Consider the following 25,955-nt stretch of genomic DNA (forward strand, 5'->3'; position numbering starts at 1 on the left):
GGCTACGCACCCCGCTCCGAAGGGAGAGGGGACTGGTCCGGCGCGAGATCGAAGATCGGTGTCCATTCCAATGGCTTGATCGAACGATGCACGGACAGCTCCCTCTCCCGCTTGCGGGAGAGGGCGGGGGGAGAGGGCAGCCCAAGCCTTCCGGAGAAAGATTCATGCAGGACGTAGTAATCGTTGCCGCCACCCGCACCGCCATCGGCGCCTTCCAGGGCAGCCTCGCGAACATTCCCGCCCATGAACTGGGCAGCCTCGTCATCCGCTCGCTGCTCGAACGCAGCGGCGTGAAGCCGGAGCAGATCGACGAAGTCATCCTCGGCCAGGTGCTCACCGCCGGCGCCGGGCAGAACCCCGCGCGCCAGGCCGCCATCGGCGCCGGCCTGCCGGTGGAAGTCCCGTCGATGACCATCAACAAGCTCTGCGGCTCCGGCCTGAAGGCGCTGTTCCTCGGCGTCCAGGCGATCCGTTGCGGCGACGCCGACGCCATCATCGCCGGCGGCCAGGAGAGCATGAGCCTCGCACCCTACGTGCTGCCCAAGGCCCGTACCGGCCTGCGCATGGGCCACGCCGAGCTGCAGGACACCCTGCTGCGCGATGGCCTGATCGACGCCTTCAACGGCTACCACATGGGCATCACCGCCGAGAACCTGGCGGAAAAGTTCGGCATCAGCCGCGAAGCGCAGGATGCCTTCGCCGCGCAATCCCAGCTCAAGGCGGCCTCGGCCATCGAGGCCGGCCGTTTCAAGGACGAGATCACCCCGGTGCTGATTCCGCAGCGCAAGGGCGAGCCGCTGTCCTTCGACACCGATGAGCAGCCGCGCGCCGGCACCACCGCCGAATCCCTGGGCAAGCTCAAGCCGGCCTTCAAGAAGGACGGCACGGTCACGGCCGGCAACGCCTCCACCCTCAACGATGGCGCCGCCGCCGTTCTGCTGATGAGCGCCGAGCGCGCACGCAGTCTGAACCTCCCGGTTCTGGCACGCATCCAAGCCTATGCGAGCAGTGGCGTCGACCCGTCGATCATGGGCATCGCCCCGGTGACAGCGACCCGCAGCTGCCTGGAAAAGGCTGGCTGGAGCCTCGATGAAGTCGAGCTGATCGAGGCCAACGAAGCCTTCGCCGCACAGGCCTTGTCGGTCGGCAAGGAGCTGGGCTGGAACGCCGAGAAGGTCAACGTCAACGGCGGCGCCGTCGCCCTTGGCCACCCCATCGGCGCCTCGGGCGCCCGTGTGCTGGTGACGCTGCTCCACGAAATGCTTCGCCGCGATGCGAAGAAGGGCCTGGCGACCCTGTGCATCGGCGGCGGCCAGGGTGTGGCGATGGCTCTGCTCCGGGATTGAAGGAGCGGGACTGAGGCCATTCGACCAACGATTGATTGGCGAGCGCCGGCCGGCATGTAGCAATGCCGTACCGGCAGGCGGGATGGTGGGTGGGCACACCGACAGACGAACATCCCGCCGTGGTTTCCGGCGTCCCCCGGCGCCGGCAAACCCTTGCGTCACCGCTCGGCCCCACGCAGGCCGGGCGGTTTTTCATTCCAGGACGGGAATTGCCACCAGCCCCGTTCGACGATGAACCATTACAAGAACAACGAGGTAGACCCTTATGAATTCCCCTGTGCACACCCCCGGAACCGCCGTGCAGGACAGCCGCTCGGCGCGCTTCGCCATGGCCTGTTCCAACTGGGCCGAGCGCTGGTTCCCCGACTCCTGGGTCTTCGCCGCGCTGGCGGTGCTGATCGTCAGCGTCGCCGCACTGGCCATCGGCGCGCCGGCCACCGAGACCGCCAAGGCCTTCGGTGACGGCTTCTGGAGCCTGATCCCCTTCACCATGCAGATGGCCTTCGTGGTCATCGGCGGCTATGTCGTTGCCAGCTCGGGCCCGGCCTCCAGGCTCATCGACCTGTTTGCCCGCGTGCCGAAGAATGGCCGTTCGGCAGTCGCCTGGGTCGCGGTCATTTCCATGGTCGCCTCGCTGCTCAACTGGGGTCTTTCCCTGGTGTTCGGCGGCCTGCTGGTGCGCGCCCTGGCGCGCCGCGAAGACCTGAAGATGGACTACCGCGCCGCCGGCGCTGCGGCCTACCTCGGCCTGGGCGCGGTGTGGGCGCTGGGCCTGTCGTCTTCCGCCGCGCAGCTGCAGGCCAACCCGGCCAGCCTGCCGCCGTCGATCCTGGCGATCACCGGCGTCATTCCTTTCACCGAGACCATCTTCCTCTGGCAGTCCGGCGTCATGCTGCTGGCCCTGGTGCTGGTGTCGCTGGTCATCGCCTACATGACCGCACCCGGTGCGGCCAGCGCACGTGACGCCAAGGCCTGCGGCGTGGACGTCAGCTTCACCCCGCCCAGCGCGCCGAAGGCCACCCGCCCGGGCGAATGGCTGGAGCACAGCCCGCTCTTGATCCTCATGCTGGTGGCCCTGGCCGCCGGCTGGCTGGTCCACGAATTCAGCACCAAGCCGGCGATCACCGCGATCTCCGGGCTGAATACCTACAACCTGCTGTTCCTCATGGCTGGCGCGCTGCTGCACTGGCGCCCGCGCAACTTCCTCGATGCCGTGGCGCGCGCCGTGCCGACCACCACCGGGGTGCTGATCCAGTTCCCGCTGTACGGCTCCATCGCGGCGATCCTGACCACGGTGAAGGGCGGCGACGGTTCCACCATCGCCCACCACATCTCCACCTTCTTCGTGCAGATCGCCTCCCACGACACCTACGCGCTGCTGATGGGCGTGTACTCGGCGGTGCTGGGCTTCTTCATCCCGTCCGGCGGCGGCAAGTGGATCATCGAGGCGCCGTATGTGATGCAGGTGGCCAACGAGCTGCAATACCACCTGGGCTGGGCGGTGCAGATCTACAACGCCGCCGAGGCGCTGCCGAACCTGATCAACCCGTTCTACATGCTGCCGCTGCTGGGCGTGCTGGGCCTGAAAGCCCGCGACCTGATCGGCTTCAGCTTCGTCCAGCTGCTCGTCCATGTGCCGCTGGTGCTGTTCCTGCTCTGGGCGCTGGGCACCACCCTGCAGTACCTGCCGCCTGTCCAGCCGTAACCACGCATTCGGCCCTGACGGCAAAAAGCCCGGATGTCGCAAGACCGCCGGGCATTTTCTTTTGCGATGCATGGTCAGCCCCGGCTGGCTTCCACCGACCCGAGCACGCGGCCGTCCAGGTGTTCGCCGCTGAGCTGCGCGGCGTCCTGGTCGAATACGTCACGCAGCCAGTCGCTGACCGCCTGGAAGCGGCCGATACGACCGGCATCGCGGTGGGCCAGCAGCCAGATTTCCCGCACGACCACCGCGCCGGAAAGGCGCACCAGTCCCTCGCGCTCGCCGAGAAAACAGGGCAGCAAAGCCATGCCCAGGCCGCTTTCACAGGCGTGGATCAGCGTGGTCACGCTGCTCGCGCGCAGGGCGAAATTGGCGTCCGGGACGCAGCGGCGCAGCCAGCACATCTCCGGCGTGTCATCCAGGTCTTCGCCGTAGCCCAGCCAGGGTTGCTGCGGCCACTGTTCGGCCGGGACCTGGGCGAAGGGTCTGGCGGCGTAGATGGCGAAACCGATGTCGGCGACCTTGCGCATCACCAGTGCGGCGTCTTCGGCCGGGCGCGCCAGGCGCAGGGCGAAGTCGGCCTCGCGGCGGGTGAAGGACAGCGCGCGGTTCGCCGGAATCAGCTGCAACTGCAGGTTCGGGTAGGTGCGTGCCAGTTGCGGCATGTGCTGCACCAGCCAGTGGCTGAAGAGGAAGTCTACCGCGGTGATGCGTACCGAGCCGCTGATGGCGCTGGCCTCGTTGCGCGTTTCCAGCAGCATGCTCTGCACGTCGCCGAGGATGCGCTCGGCATAACCGAGGAAGGCCGTGCCGGCGTCGGTGGCCTTGTAGCCGGCGTTGTCGCGGATGAACAGGCGGGTCTGCAACGCGGTTTCCGCCGCCACCAGGCGCCGGCTCATGGTCGAGGGGTCGACTCCCAGCGCGCGGCCGGCGGCGCTCATGCTGCCGTGGCGGGCGAGGGCGAGGAGGATCGGGATGTCGTTCCAGTCGAAATTCACGGTGATGGCCTCGCGGGCTTCAGAAATGCACGTCGGCAGCCGGGATAACCTTGGCGCGCTTGCCGAAGCTGCTGATGCTGCCCAGTACCGCGTTGTGGTGCGCGCTGATCTGCGCGGCGCTGAGCACGGCATTGTCGACGGTGGAGTGGGAGTCGCTCACCAGCGTAACCGCGTAGCCTTGCGCCAGGGCGCGGCGGGTGGTGGTATCGACGCAGTAGTCGCTCTGCAGGCCGCAGATCACCAGGTGGTCGATGCCGCGTGCTTCCAGCAGTTCAGCCAGGTCTGTGCGCAGGAAGGAGTCAGGGGTGGTCTTGCGCACCTTCAGGTCCGCAGGGGCGGTGAGCAGGCGCGTTTCCAGCTGCCAGCCGGCGCTGCCATACTGCAGGTCATCGTCCTCGTGCTGCACCAGCACCACCGGCACGCCGGCCTCACGCGCCGCGCGACTCAGGCCATTGATGCGCTGCAGCACATTGTCGATGTCGAAGCAGGCGTAGTCGCCGGTACACAGGTCGGACTGGACGTCGATGATCAGCAGGGCGGTGCTCATGGCGAGCGTATTCCTTTCAAGAGAATGGCGAAGGTCGAGTGGAGCCAGGAATGGTAGCCGGCCTGGTGGCTTGGGCCAATGCCGGCAAGCATTTGCTGCGAAAGCCGTATTTTCCTTTGTCGCGTTGTCGGCGATGGTGACCGCCACGAACCGGACCGGATGCCGATGAACAGCCTTCCCGCCAAGACCCTGACCCTCGCCAACGGCCTGCGCGCCACGCTCATCCATACCGCCGGCGCCAGTCGCGCCGCTGCTTTGTTGCGGATCGCCCGTGGCAGCCATGACGAGCCGGAAGCCTTTCCCGGCCTTGCGCACTTCATCGAACATCTGCTGTTTCTCTGTGGCGAGCGCTTCGTCGAGGGAGAGCGGCTGATGCCCTGGGTGCAGGCCCGTGGCGGGCGAGTCAACGCCAGTACGCGCGCGCGGCAGACCGACTATTTCTTCGAAGTGCCCGCCGACGATCTGGGTGACGGGCTGGCACGGCTGGTGGACATGCTGGCGCGGCCGCGGCTGGATGAAACCGTGCAGGTCGCCGAACGCGAAGTGCTGGAAGCCGAGTTCCTCGCCCGCGGCCGCGACCCCGATACGCTGATCGACGCGGCCCTGGCGCTGGCGGTAGCGCCTGGGCATCCGCTGGGGCGCTTCGTGGCCGGGCGACGCGACAGCCTCAAGGTGGAAAGCACCCGCTTCCAGAAGGCGCTGTGTGAATTCATCCGCTGCTGTCAGGCGGGCGGGGCGCTGGAACTCTGGCTGTCGGGCCCGCAGTCTCTGGAAGAACTGGCGGCGCTGGCCGAACGCGAGGCGGCTGTATTTGCGTCGGGCGCGCAGGGCGACCCTGCCAGTGCCGAATCCCTCCTGCCGCTGCCCGGTCAGGAGTTGAAGCTGCGCCTGCCCGGTGCGCCGCGGCTGGTCCTGGCCTTCGCCCTGGAGGGTGTGGCGGGCGAGGGCGGAGTGCTGCTCGAGCAGTTGCAGGGCTGGCTGGCCGACGAGGCGCCCGGATCGCTGATGGCCTTCCTGGGGCTGAACGGACTGGCCGACAGTGCCCGTACCCGCTTGAGCCGTTTCGCCAATGGCCAGGCGTTGCTGCGGTTCGATTTCGAGCTGGCCGAAGCCTCCACCGCCGATCTCGTGGAGTCCGCCTTCCTATCCTGGTTGGAGGCACTGCGCAAGTTGCCGGCGGAGATGTTCGCCGCCGCGCCTGTCGATGAACCAAGCGGCGCGCTGGAGTTGCTGCAACGTCACGCGGCACGGGCCAATCCATCGGCATGGCTCAGCCATTTGGTGACGCCGCGCATGATCCGCCTGCTCGCCTGCGAGTCGGTCATCGGCGAGTCCCTGACCGCTGCCGGCTTCATCCTCGATGTTGCGCGCAGCCCGCAACGCAGCATCGAACCGCTACGGGGCGAGCGATGGTCCTTCCTGCCGTCACAAGCGGCCACGGACGTCGAACCCGCCGCCCTTTACTTGCGCTGGCGCTTTGCGCAGACGCCGGGGCGGTCGGCCTTCCTGTCCGCCCGGCAGGCGCTGCGCCCATTGGCCGGCTCGGCGCGGCACGAGGGTGGCAGCCTGCGCCTCGAAGCCATGGAAAGCGACTGGACGTTGATGCTGTCAGGGGCGAAGAACCACCTTGCCGAACTCGCCGAGTGTGCGATCCATGCCTTGCAGCATCCGCCGGCTGCCGTGCTGGGGCAGGGCGCGCGTCTGCTCGCCGCCGAAAGCCGTCGGCGCGAAGGGGAAATGCCGATCCGCCAGTTGCTCGACCTGCTGCCGCGGATGCTGGCTGGAGACAGCGACGCTTCGCCGGACTGGTCCGCCGCCCATTGGGACGACCTGGCCCTGGGTATCGAGTTGCCCGATACCCTGGCCGGTTACTCGACCACCAGCGCGCTGCCGCCGCGCAGCGGCCCGGCCGGCCGGCATCGCCAGGTGCTGGAACTGCCGGGCGAAGCCGCGCTGTTGCTGTTCTGCCCGCTGGCTTCCCGCTCGGCGACGGACGAGGCCGCGTGGCGTCTGCTGGCCCGTGTGCTGGAACCGGCCTTCTTCCACTGGCTGCGCGGCGAGCGGCAGTTGGCCTATGCGCTGTACTGCGGCTTCCGCCAGGTGGGCATGCGCCGCGGCATCCTCTTCGCCGTGCAGTCGCCGTTGCTGTCGGCAGTGGAGCTGCAGGCCGAGGTCGACAGCTTCCTCTACCGCCAGGGCGAAGCCCTGCTGCGCATCGACCCGCAGCGCGTCGACAACCTGCGCGCTCCGCTGGCCGCCGAGCTGGCGCGCACGCCGGGCGATTTCGCCGAGCGCCTGCAACAGGCCTGGAGCGACCAGTTGGCCGGTGTCGGGCCCTCGCACCGCGACGCCATGGTCCAGGCGCTCGGCAGCCTCTGCGCCACCGAATTGCGCGCCGCGCATTCGGCGCTCAGCTCCGCCCAGGGCGGCCACTGGTTGCTGCTCAGTCGCGCCTGATCCTCGTACTTTCGACCAGGGGGCCCGTCCGCAAGGCGGTGCCACGGCCGACTTTCGCCTTACGTCCGGTGTGCTGGCCCAAGGTAGTTGCCCGGCGGTCGCGACGACTCGCGACCATCGCCGCGCGTCCGAGGTCGCGTCCGTCTCAGAGCCTTGCGCAGCGCTCCCGCAGGACGCCCGCAAGGCCCGTGCAACCGGCGCCAAAGCAGCGTATGGCAAGGCCGCGGGCGTTTCGATAATCGCCTCCGACACGACTGAGCCGCAGTCGATCCCCACCCGGAGAGCGCCATGAACAAGAACAAGATCGCCGTCCGCCGCCAGCTCCTGCCGCTGGCACTCACCACCCTGGCCCTGACAGTGTCGAGCGGGGCCAGCGCCGACATCACCCTGTACGACAAGGACGACACCACCTTTTCCACCGACGGCTACTTCAACGCCTTCTATGTGAACAGCGACGTCGACCGCAACGGCGAAACCTATGACCGCCGCCAGTCGCGGGTGAAGATGGGCTTCCTGCCCAACTATATCGGCTTCAACTTCGGCAAGAAGATCGACGACCTGACCCTCACCGGGCGCTCCTCGTTCTGGGTGACCATCAACGACAGCGAGCAGGACGGCACCGATACCGCCATCGATGTCCGCCAGTTCTATGGCAACGTCGCCGGCGACTGGGGCGAGGTACTGATCGGCAAGGACTTCGGTCTGTTCTCGCGTTCGAACATCTTCCTCGACGAACTGCTCGCCGGCTTCGGCAACGCCAGCGATACCCTCGGTCTGGTGGACGGCAAGGGCGTGTCCTTCGGCAACATCGGCACCGGCTACCCGTACCCGTTCCCGACCTCGCAGATCACCTACCGCAACAACAACCTGGTGGACGGCCTGCGCGTGGCGGTCGGCATCATGGACCCGATCGACACCAACCAGATCGACAAGGACGCCAGCGACGGCCTCGACGACAAGGCCTACCAGGACAACCCGCGCTACGAGAGCGAGATCAGCTACCAGTTCGACGTCGGCGGCGCGCAGATCTACAGCTGGGTCAACGGTGCCTACCAGACCTCGAAGAACACCAACGACGAAGTCGACAGCGTGACCTCCAAGGGGCTGGGGTACGGCCTCCAGGCAAAGATGGGGGGCTTCTCGCTGACCGGTTCGGGCTTCACCGCCAAGGGCATCAACCCCTTCTTCACCAACAACGCCGGCGAAGCCGCCCTGCGTGAAGTGGACAGCCGCGGCGTACTGCTGCAGGGCTCCTACAGCTGGGGCAAGAACCGTGTGGCGTTGTCCACCGGCGAGACCCGCGACGACGGCAACGGCCTGGGCAGCGCGGCGGACTATTCCACCCAGGGCATCGCCTACTTCCGCACCATCAACGACAACCTGAAGCTGGTGGCCGAGTACAACGTCTACGAGATCGACGGCCGCAAGGGTTCCACCGTCAGCGAGGACACCGATACCTTCGCGGTGGGCGCCGTCCTCAACTGGTAAATCCCCCGACTCCTTTGGCTCCAGTTCGGCGGGTCGGCACGGTGTGTCGCCCGCCTTTTTTCTTCAGGGGGCCTTTCAGGACAGCCGAGCCATCAGAAGTAATACGGGAACTTCACGCTGAAGCTGAAATCCGGCGCATCCGGCGAGATGCCGATGGACAGGTTCGGCACTATGGTCAGGTTGGGACTCCAGGCGTAGGTCAGTCCCCAGTTGAAGTACGCCGCGTTGGCGTCGCTGCCGGTGACGGTGGTCCAGTCGCCGCCGTCGGCCTTGATCTTGCTTTTCTGGGCGATCAGGTCGGAGAAGGAGAACGACATGCTGGTCTTCTCGTTGAGGGCGAAAGCCACGCCCGCACCGATCTGGAACCAGTCGCCGAGATCGACCTTGCCTTTCTGCTTCACGCCCTGGGTAGGGCTGATGTCGTCGAAGGATTCCTCGAGGTTGTAGGTGTAGGAGAAGCTGCCGAACAACACGGCGGGGTCGACGGTCTTGACCAGCGAGATGCCGGGCGTGATCGACCAGACGCCGTTGCCGGTGGGCAGGGACTCGGGCACGTTGAGGTTGTCGTTGTCCGAGGCGCGCTTGAGCTTGATGCCGTAGGGTTCCTTGCCGGTGGGGGCCTTGATGCGCAGGCTGACCACTGCGTCGGGGCGGGATTCGGTCTCGTCCATGAACTTGTAGGCGATGCCGACGTTGACGTCGCCCAGGGTCGGGTCGCGGGTGACCTTCTCGTCGGTGGACTGCGCCGTGGAGTTGCCGGCGCCGGCCGATTCGAAGGTGCTCTCGCGGTACACGACGGGGGCGTTTATGTCGAACTGCCAGCGGTTGTTCCAGTTGTAGCGGCCGGTGAGGTCCAGGGTCCAGTTGTCGGCATTGATATTGTCCACGCCGATGTTGCCCAGGAAGATCGTGTCCAGTGCGAGGAAGCCGTTGAGGATCAGTTGCTTGGTGTCGTAGTGGGTGTAGGTGATACCGGTCTCGAAACTGAAAGCGCCGTTTCCGAAGAAGCCGCTGGCTTCATCGTAGAGGTTCTCCACGCTTTTGGGCGGGCCAGCATCATCCTTGAGCGACTCGCCATAGGAGCTGCCGCTGGAGGCGACGGTATTGCCGGTTCCGGGCGGCGTCGGCTTGCCGGTGGAGGTGACCAGACGCTTGGGCTGGGCAGGTGCGGCCGGGGCTTCCTCGACCTGCCTGACCCGTTGCTCGAGCACCATCAGCGCCTTCTGCTGCGCCTCGTAGCGCTGCTTGAGTTCGAGCAGCTCCTGTTTCAACGCCTCCACCTCGGCCTCCGTCGCTGCGACGGCGAAGGTCGAGGGAAGTAATGCGGATACACAGATTGCAGTTCCTAGCGAGAGCGATCGGTGCATGGCGCGCTGTCCTTGTTTTAGGTTGGACCTCACAGTCGCACTGGAGCGAAATCACATACCCATGGTGCGAAGCCCTTTGAGTTGGTCGAGATTGCAGTCCAGCGCTCCAGACGATGGAAGGTTGTTTTTGAGTACCACGCTGAGCTGCGCCAGGTTGTTGACGGCATTATTCCCACCCACCATCTGCGCGGCCTGGAGCAGCCCGCCGGCGGCCAGTTGCTGCATGGCAGCGCCCTGGCCGTTGGCGTTGATCGCCAGCTGGATGCCTCCATTGCCTGGCGTCACGCTGACGGTGCCGGCGCCGTTGCTGGCGGTGACGGGGGTGGTGTCCAGCGGCGCTCCTTGCGGGGCTGCCATGGGCGGCGCCTGGTTGGCTTCCTTGACGTCGATGCTGACGGTGTTGGCGGCCGTGTTGTAGTCGCCTGCCGCACGGACGCTCTGGGTGACGCCCTGGGTCTGGTTGAGTCCGGCGCCTCCGGTGACGGTGCCAGTGCCCGCCGCGGGCGGGGCCGGGTTGCCGGTGGCTGGTTCATCGATGGTGGTCACGTAGAACTGCGGTTTGATGGTCGACTCCTGGACCTGCATGCTGACCCTGGCGCCGATGTTGTCGCCCACGGCGTTCTTCCAGGTGCTGCTCATGATGATGCCGAAGCTGATGACCCGGCCAGGCATCACGTACTTGCCGCGAAGTTGGGCCAGCTCCTGATCCTTCAACTCGATCGGCTTGAAGACGCTTTCCGCCTGGACCGGCAGGCAGGCCACCAGGCAGGTGGCGGCAAGCAATGGGATCACTTTCATTGGGGTTCTCCCCGGAAGGGTTCCTGCCTTCCGTTCTTGTGCGGTCCTAGAGGAAGTCGCTCTGGATGAAGCCGAATTCCATGAGCTCCGCATCCTTGACCGGGCTGAACGCGTTGATTCGGTCCCTGGCCGTCAGTGGGTCGGGCGGGTTCATCAGGGCGTTGGCCTGCTCGTAGCCCGGACCGATGACGGCAAAGATGATGCCGTTCCAGCCTTTGAGAAAATCTTCCTGGGTGAAGCGCTTGTGGCCCAGCACCGGGTCGCCGATGTAGACGTAGCCCTTGTAGGCCCGCTGCATCACGACGAAGTGTTTGTAGCCACGGATGTCCATCAGCACTATCACCGGGATCGTCAGCTTCTCCAGAGACGCCGGCGGGATCCGGTACCCGCGTGCGCGCATGCCGATGCCTTCGAGGTAGGTCTTCATGTCCAGCATCGAGAAGCCCTGGGTGCGCACCAGGTCCGGGTCGGCGCGCACCAGCATCCCCTTGATCACGAACTCCTCGTCCACGTCCAGCGCATAGGCCTGGCGGAGGATCGTCGCCAGCGCGGCAGCGCCGCAGCTGAAGTCGGTCTTCTGCTGGACCAGGTTGCTGAACTTGCGCTCGCGGATGCTCTCGACCTGCTTGTAGGCCATCGCCCCGCCGGGAAGGATGGCGAAGGGGAGTTGCGCGGCCTGCGTCGTGAGGCTGAAGAGGGCGAGCAAAAGCAGGGCGGACGTTCGCATGATCCTGACGCCTTCGGATGGCTTGCGGAGAAGGGAGGCTCCGTTGCCGGAGCCTCCAGGTGCTACGCCGTGTCGCTACAGGCAGGATTTGCAGCCTGCGGCGATGGACAGCGAGTTGCTCTGCTGGTTGCCGACCCCTGCCGCGACGTTGGCCCCGACGTTACCCGACACGTTGTTGAGCGAGTTGGTCAGGTTGGCGTCGTTCTTGACCGGGTCCTTCCAGCCGGTGGGGACCAGGACCTGGTAGGTGGCCTGGCCCTTCAGGTCGACTGTGCCGGCCTCGACGAAGAACAGCGGGTCCTTGTCGGTCTTGCCGCCACCATTGCGGCTGTCGTGCCCGCCATAGCCGGACTCGTCGACCACGTAGCCGGTGCCAGCGCCCTTGTAGGTGCCGTGGGCCTTGAACTCGGACTTCAGGGTTTCCTTCTCGTAGGTCAGGAAGGCCACGTTGCCCACGGTGTTGCCCGTGGAGGTCTGGGTGGCACCGCTGTAGGACTCGGCAGTGGCGCCGCCGGAGACGGCAGCGGCCATGTCGTTCTTCTGCTGGTTGTAGTTGCCGGCGGCGACGTTGATGCCGATGTTGCCGGACGCGCCATTCGCCGAGTTGTTGAGCGTCGCCTTGTTGGTGGTGGACAGGTTCAGGGCTGTGTTGCCGGTGTTGGTCTGGGTCACTTCGGTGGAGGCAAAGGCGGAGCCGAAGATGAATTTCTCATCCGCGGTCGCCAGCGCGGCAGCGTTGGCCTGCTGGTTCAGGTCGCCGCCGGCCACGTTGACACCCACGTTGCCGGATGCGCTCCCCAGCGATCCGTCGACGTTGGCGGTGTTCTTCGTGCCCATGTTGACGACGCTGTTGTCGCTGCTCTCCTGGGTGTCCTCCACCGTGGCGCTGGCGCCTGCGTCGATCCGCGGGTCCTTGTAGGGATCGTACGGAGGCTTGGGTTGATGTTGTTCATGACCGTGGCCGTTGCCATGGCCGTGACCGTGCCCGTTGTTGTTACGGTTATCCGCGTGCACTGCTACAGCCATGACCGCTGCGACGGCGAAAACCAGTGGCTTGAGAGCCATTGTCGGTTTCATGGTGTATCTCCTTGCTTGTTGGCGTGCTTAGTGTTTTTAGGAGTTGGCGTGGGTCAGTCCGCGACCCGGATGCTCAGGGTGTTGGCAATGCGATTGCCCACCCCGGCGCTCTGGCTCATCTGCACGACGCCACGGCTGCCGGCAAAGGCCTGGTCGCTGGTGACGACCTGCCGGTTGCCCGTGGTGGAATCCGCTGAGCCTGAGTTCAGTGGCAGCGCGACGTTCTGCTGGGAAAGCACGCTGTCATCGACGCTCTGCGGCACGGCACTGACGCTGATCCGCATGGCGTTCACTTGCTGGTTGGCGGCGCCGGCGGCCTGGTTCACGCCCAGTGCGCCATTGCCGTTGCTGAAGGCGTTGCCGGTGATGCTGGCCGATGCCGCCTGGCCGAAGTCGACCTTGGCGTTGACCACTTGCCGGAACTCAGTGGTGGCCTGGGCATTGCTGCCGATGGCGATGGCGCGTCCGTTGGCCTGTTGCTGCGCGTCACCGGCCGCCTGGTTAACGCTGGCGACACCTCGGTAATTGCGCACGGCGCTGTCGATGCTGGCGTTGTCGATCACCGAAGGATCCGCGGCCAGGGCCGAGACGCTGCAGATCAGGAGAGCAAGAGCGTACAGGCGCGCGTTCATCTCAGCGGTCCCCCGTCAGCATGCGCAGGGGCGAGAGTCCTTGCTGTACGGTACGGTTCACCGAGTTGGAGATGCCGGCGCCACCGCCTGCCGCGCCGGCGCCCAGGGCGTTGCCGTTGAGAGCCTGGTTGGCGCCGTTGTCCATGCCGACCAATTGACCGCCGGGCAGGATGTGCCGCTGCAGGCTCGAGCCGCTGGTGACGCCGGCGAAGTCGCTGTCGCTCAGCTCGGCGTTGCCGGTCTGGCGCACGACCTGCTCGGAGATGTTCGGGTTGACGGTGACAGGGTTCGGGTCGGGAATGTCGGTCGGCCGCGTGGCGACGCGGGGTTGCACCTGGCGTTGCAGGACGATGGTGCCGTCGCCGGCGTGTGCGACAGGGAACAGCGGCAGGCTGGCCGCGCCGCAGGTAAGCGTGGCGAGGATGATGGCTATCCGTGAGTCGGTGTTCCCCATGATGGCGATCCTTCTTGGTGCGCTGAGCCCTAACCAGCGGTACCAGGATGGAGCAGGGGGCGTGCCGCTTTTAAACAGCTATTGAGAATCAATGACATGGCGTAACGCCATGCGCGCCATCACGGCGCGTCGTGTTTCATGGCTGATACGGGGCGAGCGCGGGAAACCGTGGCGAGAGCCTTGGCACGGGGGGCACAGCACAATCGAAGCGGATTCTGTTGCCTGGCTGAAACACAACGCTGGGCGAAAACGGGCAAGCTGCTGAGCGCTGCGTCTGCGCGCGGTCCAGTGTGTCACCGGGCTAACACAACAGGGTGTTTTTTAACCTTTCTGGTACTTGAGTAGCGCTGTGTTTTCAAGGAATTAGGCATTTTGCATGATGGCACGAACCGGTTGCGTTCACCGTTGTCTGCATCTGGCGGGCGAGGAAAGCCGAGCTTTTTTACCGAACTGCCAACATCTCCGCTGCGGGCGCTGGTTGCGAGAATTTTTTGTGAATTTCATAGCCATCCGCAGGCAATGCATTAGCATGCCGACGCCGCTGCGGCGCCGGCGCGCCGGGAGCCGGCAGCGGAATAACCATTAGAAGTGTGCGAGCCAGCGTGCCTCGCGGGGGAAGTAGCATGGATTTGTGGAGCGCCTTTCAGGCCTTCATTCTGGGCGTGGTCGAGGGGCTTACCGAGTTCCTGCCGATTTCCAGCACCGGCCACCAGATCATCGTGGCGGATCTCATCGGCTTTGGCGGCGAACGCGCCGAAGCCTTCAACATCATCATCCAGTTGGCAGCCATCCTGGCGGTGGTCTGGGAGTTCCGCCGCAAGATCCTCGATATCGTCTGCGGCCTGCCTACCCAGCGCAAGGCGCAGCGCTTCACCGTCAACCTGCTGATCGCCTTCTTCCCGGCCGTGGTGCTGGGCGTGGCCTTTGCCGACTACATCCACTATTACCTGTTCAACCCGATCACCGTAGCCGTGGCCCTGGTGGTGGGCGGGGTGATCATGCTCTGGGCGGAAAAGCGCCAGCATGTGATCCACGCCCAAACCGTGGACGACATGACCTGGAAGGAGGCCCTGAAAGTCGGTTGCTGCCAGTGCCTGGCGTTGATACCGGGCACCTCGCGTTCCGGCGCCACCATCATCGGCGGCCTGCTGTTCGGCCTGTCGCGCAAGGCGGCCACCGAATTCTCCTTCTTCCTCGCCATGCCGACCATGGTCGGCGCTGCGGTCTACTCGGGCTACAAGTACCGGGACATCTTCCAGCCCGCGGACCTGCCGGTCTTCGCCATCGGCTTCGTCACCTCGTTCATCTTCGCCATGATCGCCGTGCGCGGGCTCCTGAAGTTCATCGCCAACCACAGCTATGCGGCCTTCGCCTGGTACCGTATCGTGTTCGGCCTGCTGATCCTGGCGACCTGGCAGTTCGCCCTGATCGACTGGAGCAGCGTCAAACCCTGATCCGATAGCGAGTGAACGTGGAAAAGAACGGCACCATCAGCCGCTGGGACGATGACAAGGGCTTCGGCTTCATCCGTCCCCAGGCCGGCGGCAAGGAAGTCTTCCTGCACATTTCCGACTTCCGCGGCGACCGCCGCCCGGAAGCGGGCGACCAGGTCTGCTATGTCGAAGGCACCGGCAAGGACGGCCGCCCACGCGCCGACCATGCCCGCCTCGCCGGGCTGGCCATCGATACCCCGGCAATCCGCCGCAAGCCGGTCGCCGCGGCCACCCGCGAGCGCGTTCGCAGCGGCCGCGAAGTGGCCTTTCCCAGCGCCCCGAAACGCTCCCTGGGCAAGGCGCTGGCAGTCCTCGCCGTGCTGCTGGCGCTGCCCGTCATCGGCTCGGTGCTCTGGCTGAAGGACAGCTACTTCGTCTGGTTCCTGCTGCTCTATCCGGTGTTCAGCCTCCTGGCCTTCCTCGCCTACTGGCGGGATAAGCGCAGCGCCGAGCGCAACGACTGGCGCACCCCCGAACAAAGCCTGCATCTGCTGGAACTGCTCGGCGGTTGGCCGGGCGCCTTTCTCGCTCAACAGGTGTTTCGCCACAAGACCCGCAAGCTGTCCTTCCAGCTGGTGTTCTGGTCCATCGTCCTGCTGCACCAGTTGTTCTGGGTCGACTGGCTCAGCGGCGGCCGCCTCCTGGGCTGGATCGGCGCACTGATGGGCCTGGCGGCGACTTCGGCGTAAGGGCTGTATTCAGACGGGCCAGTCGTCTTTCGAGAAGCCTTCCTCCAGATAATCGAGCAACGCCCGCACCGCCGGCAGAATGCCGCGCCGGTGCGGATACACCGCCTGCAGGTAGGCCTCCGGCTCGCTCCAGGCGGGCAGCACGCGCACCAGACGACCGTCGTCCAGTTCCTGGGTGCAGTAATGCAACGGCAGTGTCGTTACGCCCAGCCCCGCCAGTGCCACGTTCTTGCGCAGGTTGAAATCCTCCACGGCCAGCCGCGCCTCGAATGCCAGTTCCTTCAATTCTCCCTGCGGGCCGGTGAGCTTCATGTGCACGCGGCGGTCGTTATCGATGGCACCGAGAACGGGCAGGGCGGCCAGGTCCTCCGGCTGACGCAGATCGACGCCCTCGAGCAATGAAGGTGCAGCGACCAGCGCAGTCTTGGCCCGACGCAGGCGCCGTGAAATCAGCGACAGGTCTTCATCCCCCGGCGCCCGCACGCGCAGCGCGACGTCGATGCTCTCATTGAGCAGGTCGACGCGGCGGTTGGTCAGCATCAGCTCCAGGTTCACCTGCGGGTAAGCCGCGAGGAACCCAGGCAGCATTTCGTTCAGCGAGGTTTCCGCCAGTGCCACCGGGCACGACAGGCGCACCCGTCCGCGAGGCTCCGCGCTCAATTGTGCGGCCACTTCGTCCGCCATCTCGGCTTCCACCAGCATTGCCTGGCAGTGCCGGTAATAGCGCTCGCCCAGGTCCGTGAGCGCCAGTTTGCGGGTGGTGCGCTGCAGCAGGCGCACATCCAGGCGCGCTTCCAGCTCCGCTACACGCCGGGACAGGCGGGACTTCGGCAGGCCCAGCAGGCGCCCGGCGGCGGCGAAGCCTCCAGCTTCCACCACCTTGGCGAAATAGAAGAGGTCATTGAGGTCCTGCATGGGATTGTCCTGCTGATGAGACGAATCATTGCATTTTTACCGACTTATCGAAGATTGGCCACATGCGTAGTCTTGCCTCCAACGACAAATGCCTCCGCCAACCCACTGGCCCCCTTTCTGGAGAACACAGATGAAACTGCTGCATATCGACTCGAGCATCCTCGGCGACAACTCCGCTTCCCGCCAACTGAGCGCCGAACTGGTCGCTGCCTGGCCCGCCGCCGAGCCGGGCGTCGAAGTCACCTACCGTGACCTGGCCGCCGACGCCATCAGCCACCTGTCTTCCGCCAGCCTGGTTGCCGCCGGTACTCCGGCAGAGCTGCGCGATGCTGCGCAGAAGCACGAAGCCGCCCTGGGCGAGAAGAGCATCGAAGAGTTCCTCGGCGCCGACGCCATCGTCATCGGTGCTCCGATGTACAACTTCTCCATTCCCAGCCAGCTGAAGGCCTGGATCGACCGCATCGCCGTCGCTGGCAAGACTTTCCGCTACACCGAGAACGGCCCGGAAGGCCTGGCAGGCGGCAAGAAAGTGATCATCGTCTCCACCGCGGGCGGCATCCACGCAGGCCAACCCTCCGGCATCGCCCACGAGAATTACCTCGAACTGGTACTGAACTTCCTCGGCATCACCGACATCGAGGTCGTTCGTGCTGAAGGCCTGGCTTATGGCGACGAACCCCGCCGCAACGCCATCGCCGGCGCGAAGGCGAGCATCGCCAGCCAGTTCGCCGCTGCCTGATCGCTGTCCTGAGCAGAAAAAGCCCCGCGCATGCGGGGCTTTTTTTGTGTCCGGACAGCGCCGCCTGTCTGCGGGCGCGGAGCGAGCCCAACTGGCGCGTAGTATGCAGTGATTCCCTGCAGGCGGCGCCCGGTGGTCTGAGCATTCACCAACAAGGCCTCGTGGCGCCTGATCCGGGGACACATCGGGGGCGAATTGCACCATGGCGAGGCGCTTGTTCTGGTTCCTGCTGCTCGTTACCTTCAGTACCGCGAGTTGGGCGGCGCAGGGCTGGAATGTGGGTTTTCACCGCCTGCAGGTGAGCGATCCACTGGACCAGCAGCCGATGAAGGCCATCGCTTTCTACCCTACACGCGCCCCCGAACAGCCCCTGCACCTGGGCAACTTCATCCTCGATGTTGCCTACGAGGGGCAGACCGCCAATGGCCGCTTCCCGCTGCTGGTGATGTCCCATGGCAACTACGGCACCCCGCTGGCCCACCGTGACCTGGTCCAGGCACTGGTGCGCAAGGGCTTCGTGGTGGTGACCTTGCTGCATCCGGGCGACAACCTGCATGACCACAGCCGCCTGGGCGCGGTGAGCAACCTCTATGGGCGGCCATTGCAGGTGTCGGAAACCATCAGTGCCGCACTGCTCGATCCGAAGGTTGCGGCCATTGCCGATCCACGCAAGGTCGGGGTGATTGGCTATTCGGCGGGTGGCGAAACCGCGCTGATCCTGGCCGGCGCACAGCCCAGGCTGGATCGGCTGATCAAGTATTGCCAGCAGCACCCCGACGACCGCGACGCCTGCAGCGAGAAGGGTGAGGTGCGCGCCGACCGGAACGATCTGGTGCCCATGGCAGACCCGCGCGTTGGCGCCTTGCTCCTGCTGGCGCCGCTGAGCCTGATGTACGGCGTCCATGAGCTGGAGGATGTGCAGGTGCCGGTGCTGCTTTACACCGGCAACAACGACCATATCCTCGACTGGAAGAAAAACGCCGCCGCGCTGGCGCGCAAGCTGCCGCAGCAGGCGGACCTGAGGGTGCTGGACGGGGCAGGGCACTTCGTCTTCATGTCGCCCTGTTCGGATGAGGAAATGGAAGCCACCCCCGACCTCTGTGCCGACACCCAGGGTCTGGACCGCAAGGCGATCCACCGCGACCTGGCCGCCTCGGCGGCGGAGTTCTTCGACGTCAGCCTCGGAAGCGCGACGATGCAGACTTCCGGCCGCTGAGCATTCCGTGTGTTTTTCGTCAGCGAGCTTGCTCGCGAACCGAACCCCGCCGCTCCTGACGCCAGCGCAGAGAAAAGAAAAAGCCCCGCATTGGCGGGGCTTTTTCATCACAGCGGGGCGCAGATCAGACGATCACGCCCTGGCTGCGCAGGTAGTCGTCGTAGGTGCCGCTGAAGTCGGTCACGCCGTTCTCCGACAGCTCGATGATGCGGGTGGCCAGGGAGGACACGAACTCGCGGTCATGGCTGACGAAGATCAGGGTGCCGGGGTAGTTTTCCAGCGCGAGGTTGAGTGCCTCGATGGATTCCATGTCCAGGTGGTTGGTCGGCTCGTCCATCACCAGCACGTTGGGGCGCTTGAGGATCAGCTTGCCGAACAGCATTCGGCCCTGTTCGCCACCGGAGATGACCTTCACCGACTTCTTGATGTCGTCGTTGGAGAACAGCATGCGGCCGAGGGTGCCGCGCACCAGTTGCTCGCCGCCCTGGGTCCACTGGGCCATCCAGTCGAACAGGTTGTAATCGTCCTCGAAGTCCTCGGCATGGTCCTGGGCGAAGTAGCCCACGTCTGCGCTGTCGGTCCACTTCACCTCGCCGGAGGTGGGCGCCATCTCGCCGACCAGGGTGCGCAGCAGGGTGGTCTTGCCGATGCCGTTGGGGCCGATGATGGCGATGCGCTCGCCGGCTTCCACTTGCAGGCTCAGGTTCTTGAACAGGGCGACACCGTCGAAGCCCTGGCTGACCTTCTCCAGGGTCACTGCCTGGCGGTGCAGCTTCTTGTGCTGCTCGAAGCGGATGAACGGGCTGACGCGGCTGGACGGCTTGACCTCTTCCAGCTGGATCTTGTCGATCTGGCGCGCACGGCTGGTGGCCTGCTTGGCCTTGGAGGCGTTGGCCGAGAAGCGGCTGACGAAGGTCTGCAGCTCGGCGATCTGGGCTTTCTTCTTGGCGTTGTCCGACAGCAGGCGCTCGCGGGCCTGTTCGGCCGCGGTCATGTACTCGTCATAGTTGCCCGGGAACAGGCGCAGCTCGCCGTAGTCCAGGTCCGCCATGTGGGTGCAGACGCTGTTCAGGAAGTGACGGTCGTGGGAAATGATGATCATGGTGCTGTTACGCGCCGTGATGACGTTTTCCAGCCAGCGGATGGTGTTGATGTCCAGGTGGTTGGTCGGTTCGTCCAGCAGCAGCAGGTCCGGATCGGAGAACAGCGCCTGGGCCAGCAGTACGCGCAGCTTCCAGCCCGGAGCCACGGCGCTCATCGGGCCGAAGTGCTGGTCCAGCGGAATGCCCAGGCCCAGCAGCAGCTCGCCGGCGCGGGATTCGGCGGTGTAGCCGTCGAACTCGGCGAACTGCACTTCCAGCTCGGCCACGGCCATGCCGTCTTCCTCGCTCATCTCCGGCAGGGAGTAGATGCGGTCGCGCTCGGCCTTGACCTTCCACAGTTCCTCGTGGCCCATGATCACGGTGTCGATCACGCTGAAGTCTTCGTAGGCGAACTGGTCCTGGCGCAGCTTGCCCAGACGTACGCCGTTTTCCAGCATCACCTGGCCACTGGACGGCTCCAGCTCGCCACCGAGGATCTTCATGAAGGTGGACTTGCCGCAACCGTTGGCGCCGATCAGGCCGTAGCGGTTGCCGTTGCCGAATTTGACGGAAACGTTCTCGAACAGCGGCTTGGCGCCAAACTGCATGGTGATATTGGCGGTGGAAATCAACTGACTGACCCTTGGCTGGACATGGTGCGCGCCGGGCGCAGACGGCGCAGGCGGGCAGGGAAGGCGTTCTTGTCGACCGAGGCCGACAGGCGTCTGGCAAAGCCGCTCATTATGCCACAGCAGTGCCCGCGCTGCATGCTTTGCCGCTGCAGCGCCCGTTGTGCGGGCGTATGGCGATATCAGACAGTTGAAACCCCCCGTTGTCCTGCATCAGAATTCGGTGTTCAGAATTCTGGTGGGGCTGTATGAAAATCCTAAACGCTCAACATTCGCTCAGGCATTACCTGGAGCAGGTCAGCAACAAGCTGATCACCGTGGTCTCAGCCTCCGCCAGTGAAACCGAGTCACTGATCGAAACCCTGGCGGAAAAGGGCAATCGCCTGGATCTGCTGGTGGGCACCATCAACTCCTTTACCTCGCCGGACTTCATCGATTACTGCGTCCGCGATGCCGGTCCCAACGTCACCCTGCACGTCGACTTCCGCGCGCAGAACAGCGTGCACTGGAAGCTGATCCTGATCGAACCGGACGTGGTCATCCTGGGTAGCGCCAACTTCACCGAGATCGGCCTGAGCCTGACCCGCGACACCTGTACCGTAATCCAGGACGCCTCGTTGTACGCCGACTACCTGGGGCGCGTGGCCGAGATCAAGGGCATGGAAGGCGTGGTACTGGGCGAAGACACGCCGGCGTTCGACGAGCAACTGGAAGACTATCGCCAGAGCCACCGCCGCGTGCAGGCGAGCCTTGCGCGTAGCGCGCAGTACCTGGACGGTGAGAGTTGGCTGGGCGACGAGACCAACCAGAGCATCCCGCTGTTCATCTGGTACAGCGACCACTCCGACGATTCCGAGGAAAAGGCCGAAGCCTTCCTGCACGCCAGCAGCGACGGCGTGGACTGGGATGACGTGCGCGAGTTCTTCACCTATGAATGTGCCGAGGGCGTGCTGCCCTACGAGGAGGGCGACATGGTGCTGACCGCGCGCTGCAACGGCACGCACATCGGTTTCTACACCTTCGACCGCATCCTCTACCGCGACGGCACCTACTACATCTACTCCTACCGCAAGAAGCGCTACACCCAGCCGTTCAAGCTGGAAGATGCCAAGGAGCGCCTGCGGGACGTGATTCCCGAGTGGTACGAGGAAATGCGGACTTCGCTCAACCGCCATGACATCAATAGCGTTGTGCGCTAAGCGTTAGCCGTTCATCGGCGCGTAGCCGGTAACCCGGCGGTCCCGGCCTGCGCGCCTTGGCAATCAGGTCGCGCATGGCTAGCATCCTGCCAGTATCTCGACGTCGCATGCCGCAGTTGCGTGAGCCCGTCAGAAACCTGTCAGGAGGCAAAGGATCATGCCGCAACTTCCCCCCGATGAAGTCCCCGTCCGCCGCCGCATGCGTTGGCATTGGCGGCTGTTGACGCTGAAGATCTACATACTCTGTGCATTCCTGCTCGCCTGCATGCTGGGCGGCAGCGCGATGCTGTTTCTCAATGTGCTCAATGACACACTCGAACCGGTCCAGCGCCTTGGATCCTTCGCGGCCGGCGCGCTGATCCTGCTGCTGTGCTTCCACATCCTGCGCATGGCGTTGCCGCCCATGCCGTGGCTGTCGAGGCGGCGCACCGTCGAATAGCCGCCACAATGAAAAACGCCCCGTGGCATCGCTGCCACGGGGCGTTTTCTTTCGAGCCGGATCAGGTCGTCAGAAGATGTTGACCGGGTACTCGACGAAGACGCGCACTTCATTGCCGTCGTCGTTGTAGGAGCGGGCATCGTTGGACACGCGCAGCCAGGAACCGCGCAGCTTGACCGACAGGTCCTTGGCCGGGCCGCTCGGTACGACGTATTTCAGCTGGTTGAAGATTTCGCGCTCTTTGCCGTTGCTGGTCTCGGCGGTCTTGATGTTGTCGCCGTAGACGTAGGCCACGGTGTAGCTCAGGCCCGGTACGCCGTACTCGGAGAAGTCCAGGCTGTAGCTGCCCTGCCAGGAACGCTCGTCTTCGCCGTTGAAGTCCGACCAGTAGGAGTTGGCCAGCCAGATGGTGGTGCCGCCATCGCCCAGGCCGCCCTGGTTCTGGTACCAGCCGTAGTTGTAGCCGGAGTCGCCGTTGTTGCGCTGGTGCGCGATCATGAAGGTGTGGACGCCGATGTTGTAGGCGGCCGACAGGCTCCAGATGGTGTTCTTGGTGCCATCGATGCCGTTGTCGGCAGCGAAGTCTTCGTTCACGCGGGTGCGGTAGCCGTTGAAGTCCAGGGTCAGGGACTGCTTGTCGGCCACCGGAATGACGTAGTTCAGGTTCATGTACTGCTTGCGAGCGACGTCTTCGCTCTCGTAGCCGTACAGCGAGCCGCTGAAGTTGTCGGTGAACTTGTAGCTGCCGCCGAACACGTCGATGCGCTTCAGGCCGCCGCTGTCACGCCCTTCGGCGCTCTTGCGGGTTTCCGAAGTGAAGCGGCCGACGTTCAGCTCCAGGCCTTCGATCTCCTTGGAGGTGATCAGGGTGCCGGTGAAGCTTTCCGGCAGCAGGCGGGAGTTGTCGTAGCTCAGGATCGGGAGGGCCGGCATCTGGTCACCGTACTTGATCACGGTGTTGGAGAAGCGGGCCTTGACCGCGCCACCGGCACGGGCCAGGTCGTTGGCGGCTTCGCCGCTGTCGCCCTGCTTGAAGAAATCGATACCGGCAGCGCCGCTCTTGCCCTTGCCACCGTCCAGGCGCACGGCGTACATGCCGAACGCGTCAACGCCGAAGCCCACGGTGCCCTGGGTGAAGCCGGAAGCGAAGGTCGCGGTGGCGGCCTGGCCCCACTCGGCCTTGTCATCGCGGCCGTGCTTGTAGTCGCGGTTCATGTAGGCGTTGCGGAAGAAGAGGTCCAGGTGGCTGTCTTCGACGAAGCCCTTGGCGGTGGACTGGTCTTCGGCCATGGCGGCGGTCGACGCGAGGATCCCCAGTGCGAGCAGACTGATCCGGTGGTTCAGCATCTTGATTTCCTTAATGGTGCAGCGCCAGCGACGAGAGGAAAAAAGCTCTCCGCCCCGAAGTGCTTGATCGGGGTAGGTGGAGTCCTGTGCTGGCCTATTCTTTTGGTTGTAATCGGGACGTGGTCGTCCCGGCGCCGCGGGATGATAGCAGAGGTTCGAACTTTTTCGTCCAGCCCCTGTCACGCTGACGTCATGTTTGCCAGATCAGCGTTTTTTGCCGCCGGATCGCGGCGGATAGGCGAAGTCACTGCGCATGGCAGCGCGGCCAGTCTCAGCGGGAGAACGAGCGCTGGAACAGCCAGAGGCTGAGGATCAGCCCGCTGAATGCCGCGAGTGCGGCGCAGAGGAAGATCGAGCCGAAGCCGAAGCCATTGGCGACAGCGCCCATCAGCGGCCCGGTAATGCCCAGGGACACGTCGATGAACAGCGAGTAGGCACCCAGCGCCGCGCCGCGGTTGGAGGCGGGCACCAGGCCCACGGCTTCCACGCCCAGGGCGGGGAACACCAGGGAGAAACCAAAACCGGTCAGCGCCGCGCCGGCCAGCGCAATCCAGGGCGTAGGGGCGCTCCACAGCAGGAGCAGGCCGAGGCTTTCTACCGACAGGCAAGCGATAGCGACGCGGAAGCCTCCGTGGCGGTTGATGGCGTTGGCGAACAGCAGGCGCGCACCGATGAAGCAGCCGCCGAAGGCGGTCAGACAGTAGACCGCGTCCTTCCAGCCGAGGCTGGCGTAATAAAGAGTGATGAAGGTGGCGATGGTGCCGAAGCCGATACCACCCAGCGCCAGGCCCATGCCGTGGGGGAATACCCGACCGAGCACGTGGTGGAAGGGCATGCGCTCGCCATGCACCAGCGCTGCCGCCCGCTTGGGCCATGCCAGGGCGAAACCGAGCGCGGCCAGCAGGACCACGCTGCCGCCCAGGCTGGCCAGCCCGAGCTGGCCGACCATCAGCACGCCCAGGGGCGCGCCGAGGGCGAGTGCGCCATAGCTGGCGATGCCGTTCCAGGAGATGACTTTTGCAGTGTTCGCCGCGCCGACACGGTCGATGCCCCAGGCGATCGAGGCGCTGCCGACCAGGCTTTCCGACGTCCCCAATACCAGCCGCGCGACCATCAGCAGGCCGAGACTGAACCACGGCAGGCCCTGCATCGCCCAGGAACCAAGCATCAGCGCGCCGCTGCCGGCGCAGCCGACCATGCCGTACAGCACTGCACGCTTGGGCCCGAGCGTGTCGATGACCCTGCCGGCGTAGGGGCGGGTAAGGAGAGTGGCGAGGTACTGGATGCTGATGACCAGGCCGGCCATCACCGAGCCGAAGCCCAGGTCGCTGTGCACGTAGCCGGGCAGCACGGCCAGCGGGATGCCGATGGTCAGGTAGGCGATGAAGGTGAAAAGGACGACGGACACCACCTGCAAGGTGGTGGACGAGGACGAGCGGGAATCGGCGGACATGTGCTGCAGTTCGGTACGGCGAGTGGTCTCATATGATGGACCGCGTCGAGCCTGTAGGAAAGCTAGCTAACGAACTACCTTTCAGTTCCGGCCTGTGCAAACCCATCGCGGGCGGAGTCCGCTCCTGCGCCCCGGTCCGCGCAGTACCCGTGGTGCGAGCTTGCGCGCGAACCGTTTGACGCGGGGCCGGCCGGATGAATCGTTCGCGAGCAGGCTCGCTCCAGGAAAAGCGGATCAGGCCCGGCGGAAGAGGGTGGGATAATCAATGACCAGGCCATCGTCATCTACGGTCAGCAGTGCCTGGAAGTTCGTTCCTTCGAGGTTCTCATAGCGATAGTGATGCGCATCGATCCGCGTATAGCCCTGGCGCATTCGTACCGGCTTGAGCTTAGGTGCTTCCAGATACACCACCGCCAGCTCCCGACGCTCGCCATCGGCGAGTTGCAGGCGGCGGATGGGGAAGGTGTTGGTGAAGGGCGAAGGCCAGATGTCGATGTCCAGGCAGCCCCCCAGGTTCTCCAGCGAGTCGCCTTCGGCGTTCTGCCAGTGGCCTTCGCCATCGGTCAACAGGTGCAACTGATGCGTGCCGCGGGCGCTTTCCACGCTGAAGCGCGCTTCCCGCAGACGCCATTGATCATCCCATTCCAACTGGTAGTCGAGCTGATAGGAAGGCCCACCCGCCTCATCGATGGCGCGCAATTGGCTCTCGGCACGACGTTCACCCAGCTGCAGCGATTCCCAGCTGGCCGTCGGTGCGTGCCAGATGCCTTGCCAGTCGAGCGTTCGCATCAGGGCGTCTCCAGCACGAGGCCCAGGCGTTGCCGTTTGGGCAGGCGGGCAACCACCAGTTGGTGCGAGCGGGTCAGCGCCTCGCGCAGTTCGGCGTCGCCCATGGGGTAGGGGCGCTGCATGGCGATCCAGAAAGCCCGCGCCAGGTAAGGCGCGGGGCGGATGCCGGGGCGGTCGACATAGCCCAGGAACAGCTCCGGGCCGACCTTGAAGGCCAGGCTGCCGTTGCCGCTGTCGAGAAAATCCAGGATGGCGAACATCTTGTTGCCGGCGACCGAGAATACCCGGTTGCTGCCCCATTTGATGTCTTCGCGGGCGCCGGGCAAATCCAGGCAGAAGCGGGCGATCTGTTGCGGCGTCATGTTTCGCGGT

General features: G+C 65.1%; 24 protein-coding genes. 10 read left to right on the plus strand and 14 right to left on the minus strand.

The annotated features are described in order from the left end of the window. Positions 1 to 164: 164 nt before the first annotated feature. Together MJ122_RS07380 and MJ122_RS07385 are read left to right on the plus strand one after the other, a co-directional pair. Positions 165 to 1,346 carry an acetyl-CoA C-acetyltransferase gene (locus MJ122_RS07380; RefSeq protein ID WP_239743358.1) on the plus strand — a complete coding sequence of 394 codons (1,182 nt, stop codon included), beginning with the start codon at positions 165 to 167 and terminating at the stop codon, positions 1,344 to 1,346. Between the two features lie 265 nt (positions 1,347 to 1,611). Next, positions 1,612 to 3,051 carry a TIGR00366 family protein gene (locus MJ122_RS07385; RefSeq protein WP_239743359.1) on the plus strand — a complete coding sequence of 480 codons (1,440 nt, stop codon included), beginning with the start codon at positions 1,612 to 1,614 and terminating at the stop codon, positions 3,049 to 3,051. A 74-nt stretch (positions 3,052 to 3,125) separates the two neighbouring features. On the opposite strand, the gene MJ122_RS07390 is transcribed toward MJ122_RS07385, so the two are convergent. Further along, on the minus strand, positions 3,126 to 4,046 hold the full coding sequence (locus MJ122_RS07390) for a LysR family transcriptional regulator (RefSeq protein ID WP_088418700.1): 921 nt from the start codon (positions 4,044 to 4,046) through the stop codon (positions 3,126 to 3,128). Between the two features lie 19 nt (positions 4,047 to 4,065). Continuing rightward, positions 4,066 to 4,593 carry a cysteine hydrolase family protein gene (locus MJ122_RS07395; RefSeq protein ID WP_239743362.1) on the minus strand — a complete coding sequence of 176 codons (528 nt, stop codon included), beginning with the start codon at positions 4,591 to 4,593 and terminating at the stop codon, positions 4,066 to 4,068. A gap of 165 nt (positions 4,594 to 4,758) precedes the next feature. Here MJ122_RS07395 and pqqF point away from each other — a divergent pair, with 165 nt between their 5' ends. Together pqqF and MJ122_RS07405 are read left to right on the plus strand one after the other, a co-directional pair. Then, positions 4,759 to 7,050, plus strand: coding sequence for a pyrroloquinoline quinone biosynthesis protein PqqF (pqqF, locus tag MJ122_RS07400; protein WP_239743364.1), 2,292 nt, complete (start codon positions 4,759 to 4,761; stop codon positions 7,048 to 7,050). A gap of 288 nt (positions 7,051 to 7,338) precedes the next feature. Beyond that, positions 7,339 to 8,538 carry a porin gene (locus MJ122_RS07405; RefSeq protein ID WP_088418704.1) on the plus strand — a complete coding sequence of 400 codons (1,200 nt, stop codon included), beginning with the start codon at positions 7,339 to 7,341 and terminating at the stop codon, positions 8,536 to 8,538. A 92-nt stretch (positions 8,539 to 8,630) separates the two neighbouring features. Here MJ122_RS07405 and MJ122_RS07410 read toward each other — a convergent pair whose 3' ends face one another. From MJ122_RS07410 to MJ122_RS07435, 6 genes are all read right to left on the minus strand, one after another. Beyond that, positions 8,631 to 9,905, minus strand: coding sequence for a hypothetical protein (locus tag MJ122_RS07410; protein ID WP_088418706.1), 1,275 nt, complete (start codon positions 9,903 to 9,905; stop codon positions 8,631 to 8,633). 51 nt (positions 9,906 to 9,956) lie between these two features. Next, on the minus strand, positions 9,957 to 10,703 hold the full coding sequence (locus MJ122_RS07415) for a hypothetical protein (RefSeq protein WP_239743365.1): 747 nt from the start codon (positions 10,701 to 10,703) through the stop codon (positions 9,957 to 9,959). A gap of 46 nt (positions 10,704 to 10,749) precedes the next feature. Then, complete coding sequence (locus MJ122_RS07420; RefSeq protein ID WP_239743367.1) at positions 10,750 to 11,430, minus strand: C39 family peptidase; 681 nt, start codon at positions 11,428 to 11,430, stop codon at positions 10,750 to 10,752. A gap of 75 nt (positions 11,431 to 11,505) precedes the next feature. Further along, entirely contained in the window at positions 11,506 to 12,507 is a 1,002-nt protein-coding gene (locus MJ122_RS07425) for a heme utilization protein (protein ID WP_239743369.1), read from the minus strand. A gap of 53 nt (positions 12,508 to 12,560) precedes the next feature. Beyond that, on the minus strand, positions 12,561 to 13,139 hold the full coding sequence (locus tag MJ122_RS07430) for an adhesin (RefSeq protein WP_239743372.1): 579 nt from the start codon (positions 13,137 to 13,139) through the stop codon (positions 12,561 to 12,563). Position 13,140: 1 nt separating this feature from the next. Continuing rightward, complete coding sequence (locus MJ122_RS07435) at positions 13,141 to 13,593, minus strand: hypothetical protein (protein WP_239743374.1); 453 nt, start codon at positions 13,591 to 13,593, stop codon at positions 13,141 to 13,143. A 623-nt stretch (positions 13,594 to 14,216) separates the two neighbouring features. On the opposite strand from MJ122_RS07435, the gene MJ122_RS07440 reads away from it, so the two are divergent. Both MJ122_RS07440 and MJ122_RS07445 read left to right on the plus strand, forming a co-directional pair. Then, the gene (locus MJ122_RS07440) at positions 14,217 to 15,047 is read left to right on the plus strand and encodes an undecaprenyl-diphosphate phosphatase (protein ID WP_239743376.1); all 831 of its coding nucleotides are present in this window, start codon (positions 14,217 to 14,219) and stop codon (positions 15,045 to 15,047) included. 17 nt (positions 15,048 to 15,064) lie between these two features. Next, positions 15,065 to 15,775 carry a DUF1294 domain-containing protein gene (locus MJ122_RS07445; protein WP_172419244.1) on the plus strand — a complete coding sequence of 237 codons (711 nt, stop codon included), beginning with the start codon at positions 15,065 to 15,067 and terminating at the stop codon, positions 15,773 to 15,775. A 9-nt stretch (positions 15,776 to 15,784) separates the two neighbouring features. On the opposite strand, the gene MJ122_RS07450 is transcribed toward MJ122_RS07445, so the two are convergent. Beyond that, on the minus strand, positions 15,785 to 16,690 hold the full coding sequence (locus MJ122_RS07450; protein ID WP_239743378.1) for a LysR substrate-binding domain-containing protein: 906 nt from the start codon (positions 16,688 to 16,690) through the stop codon (positions 15,785 to 15,787). A gap of 130 nt (positions 16,691 to 16,820) precedes the next feature. Between MJ122_RS07450 and MJ122_RS07455 the strand changes: the two genes are divergently transcribed. Beyond that, the gene (locus MJ122_RS07455) at positions 16,821 to 17,429 is read left to right on the plus strand and encodes an FMN-dependent NADH-azoreductase (protein ID WP_239743380.1); all 609 of its coding nucleotides are present in this window, start codon (positions 16,821 to 16,823) and stop codon (positions 17,427 to 17,429) included. Positions 17,430 to 17,631: 202 nt separating this feature from the next. After that, positions 17,632 to 18,645 (plus strand): dienelactone hydrolase family protein, encoded by a 1,014-nt coding sequence (locus MJ122_RS07460; protein WP_088418726.1) that lies wholly within the window; start codon positions 17,632 to 17,634, stop codon positions 18,643 to 18,645. Positions 18,646 to 18,769: 124 nt separating this feature from the next. On the opposite strand, the gene MJ122_RS07465 is transcribed toward MJ122_RS07460, so the two are convergent. Further along, positions 18,770 to 20,359: an ABC-F family ATPase gene (locus tag MJ122_RS07465; protein ID WP_088418728.1), complete on the minus strand. Its 1,590-nt coding sequence runs from the start codon at positions 20,357 to 20,359 to the stop codon at positions 18,770 to 18,772. 245 nt (positions 20,360 to 20,604) lie between these two features. On the opposite strand from MJ122_RS07465, the gene MJ122_RS07470 reads away from it, so the two are divergent. Both MJ122_RS07470 and MJ122_RS07475 read left to right on the plus strand, forming a co-directional pair. Then, entirely contained in the window at positions 20,605 to 21,555 is a 951-nt protein-coding gene (locus MJ122_RS07470; protein WP_239743382.1) for a phospholipase D family protein, read from the plus strand. Positions 21,556 to 21,712: 157 nt separating this feature from the next. Then, a complete protein-coding gene (locus tag MJ122_RS07475) occupies positions 21,713 to 21,994 on the plus strand; it encodes a hypothetical protein (protein WP_239743384.1) in 282 nt (93 codons plus the stop codon). 69 nt (positions 21,995 to 22,063) lie between these two features. On the opposite strand, the gene MJ122_RS07480 is transcribed toward MJ122_RS07475, so the two are convergent. The 4 genes from MJ122_RS07480 to MJ122_RS07495 all read right to left on the minus strand — a co-directional run bounded on the left by MJ122_RS07480 (position 22,064) and on the right by MJ122_RS07495 (position 25,945). Further along, on the minus strand, positions 22,064 to 23,341 hold the full coding sequence (locus tag MJ122_RS07480; protein WP_088418734.1) for an OprD family porin: 1,278 nt from the start codon (positions 23,339 to 23,341) through the stop codon (positions 22,064 to 22,066). 271 nt (positions 23,342 to 23,612) lie between these two features. Then, positions 23,613 to 24,794, minus strand: a complete 1,182-nt coding sequence (locus MJ122_RS07485; RefSeq protein WP_239743386.1) for an MFS transporter — start codon at positions 24,792 to 24,794, stop codon at positions 23,613 to 23,615. A gap of 234 nt (positions 24,795 to 25,028) precedes the next feature. After that, on the minus strand, positions 25,029 to 25,583 hold the full coding sequence (locus MJ122_RS07490) for a putative glycolipid-binding domain-containing protein (protein ID WP_239743388.1): 555 nt from the start codon (positions 25,581 to 25,583) through the stop codon (positions 25,029 to 25,031). Then, complete coding sequence (locus tag MJ122_RS07495) at positions 25,583 to 25,945, minus strand: MmcQ/YjbR family DNA-binding protein (protein WP_239743390.1); 363 nt, start codon at positions 25,943 to 25,945, stop codon at positions 25,583 to 25,585. Before MJ122_RS07495 ends, MJ122_RS07490 begins: the two co-directional genes overlap by 1 nt. Between the last annotated feature and the right edge of the window lie 10 nt (positions 25,946 to 25,955).

This window comes from Pseudomonas sp. DP-17, assembly GCF_022380625.1.
Taxonomy (GTDB): domain Bacteria; phylum Pseudomonadota; class Gammaproteobacteria; order Pseudomonadales; family Pseudomonadaceae; genus Pseudomonas; species Pseudomonas nitroreducens_A.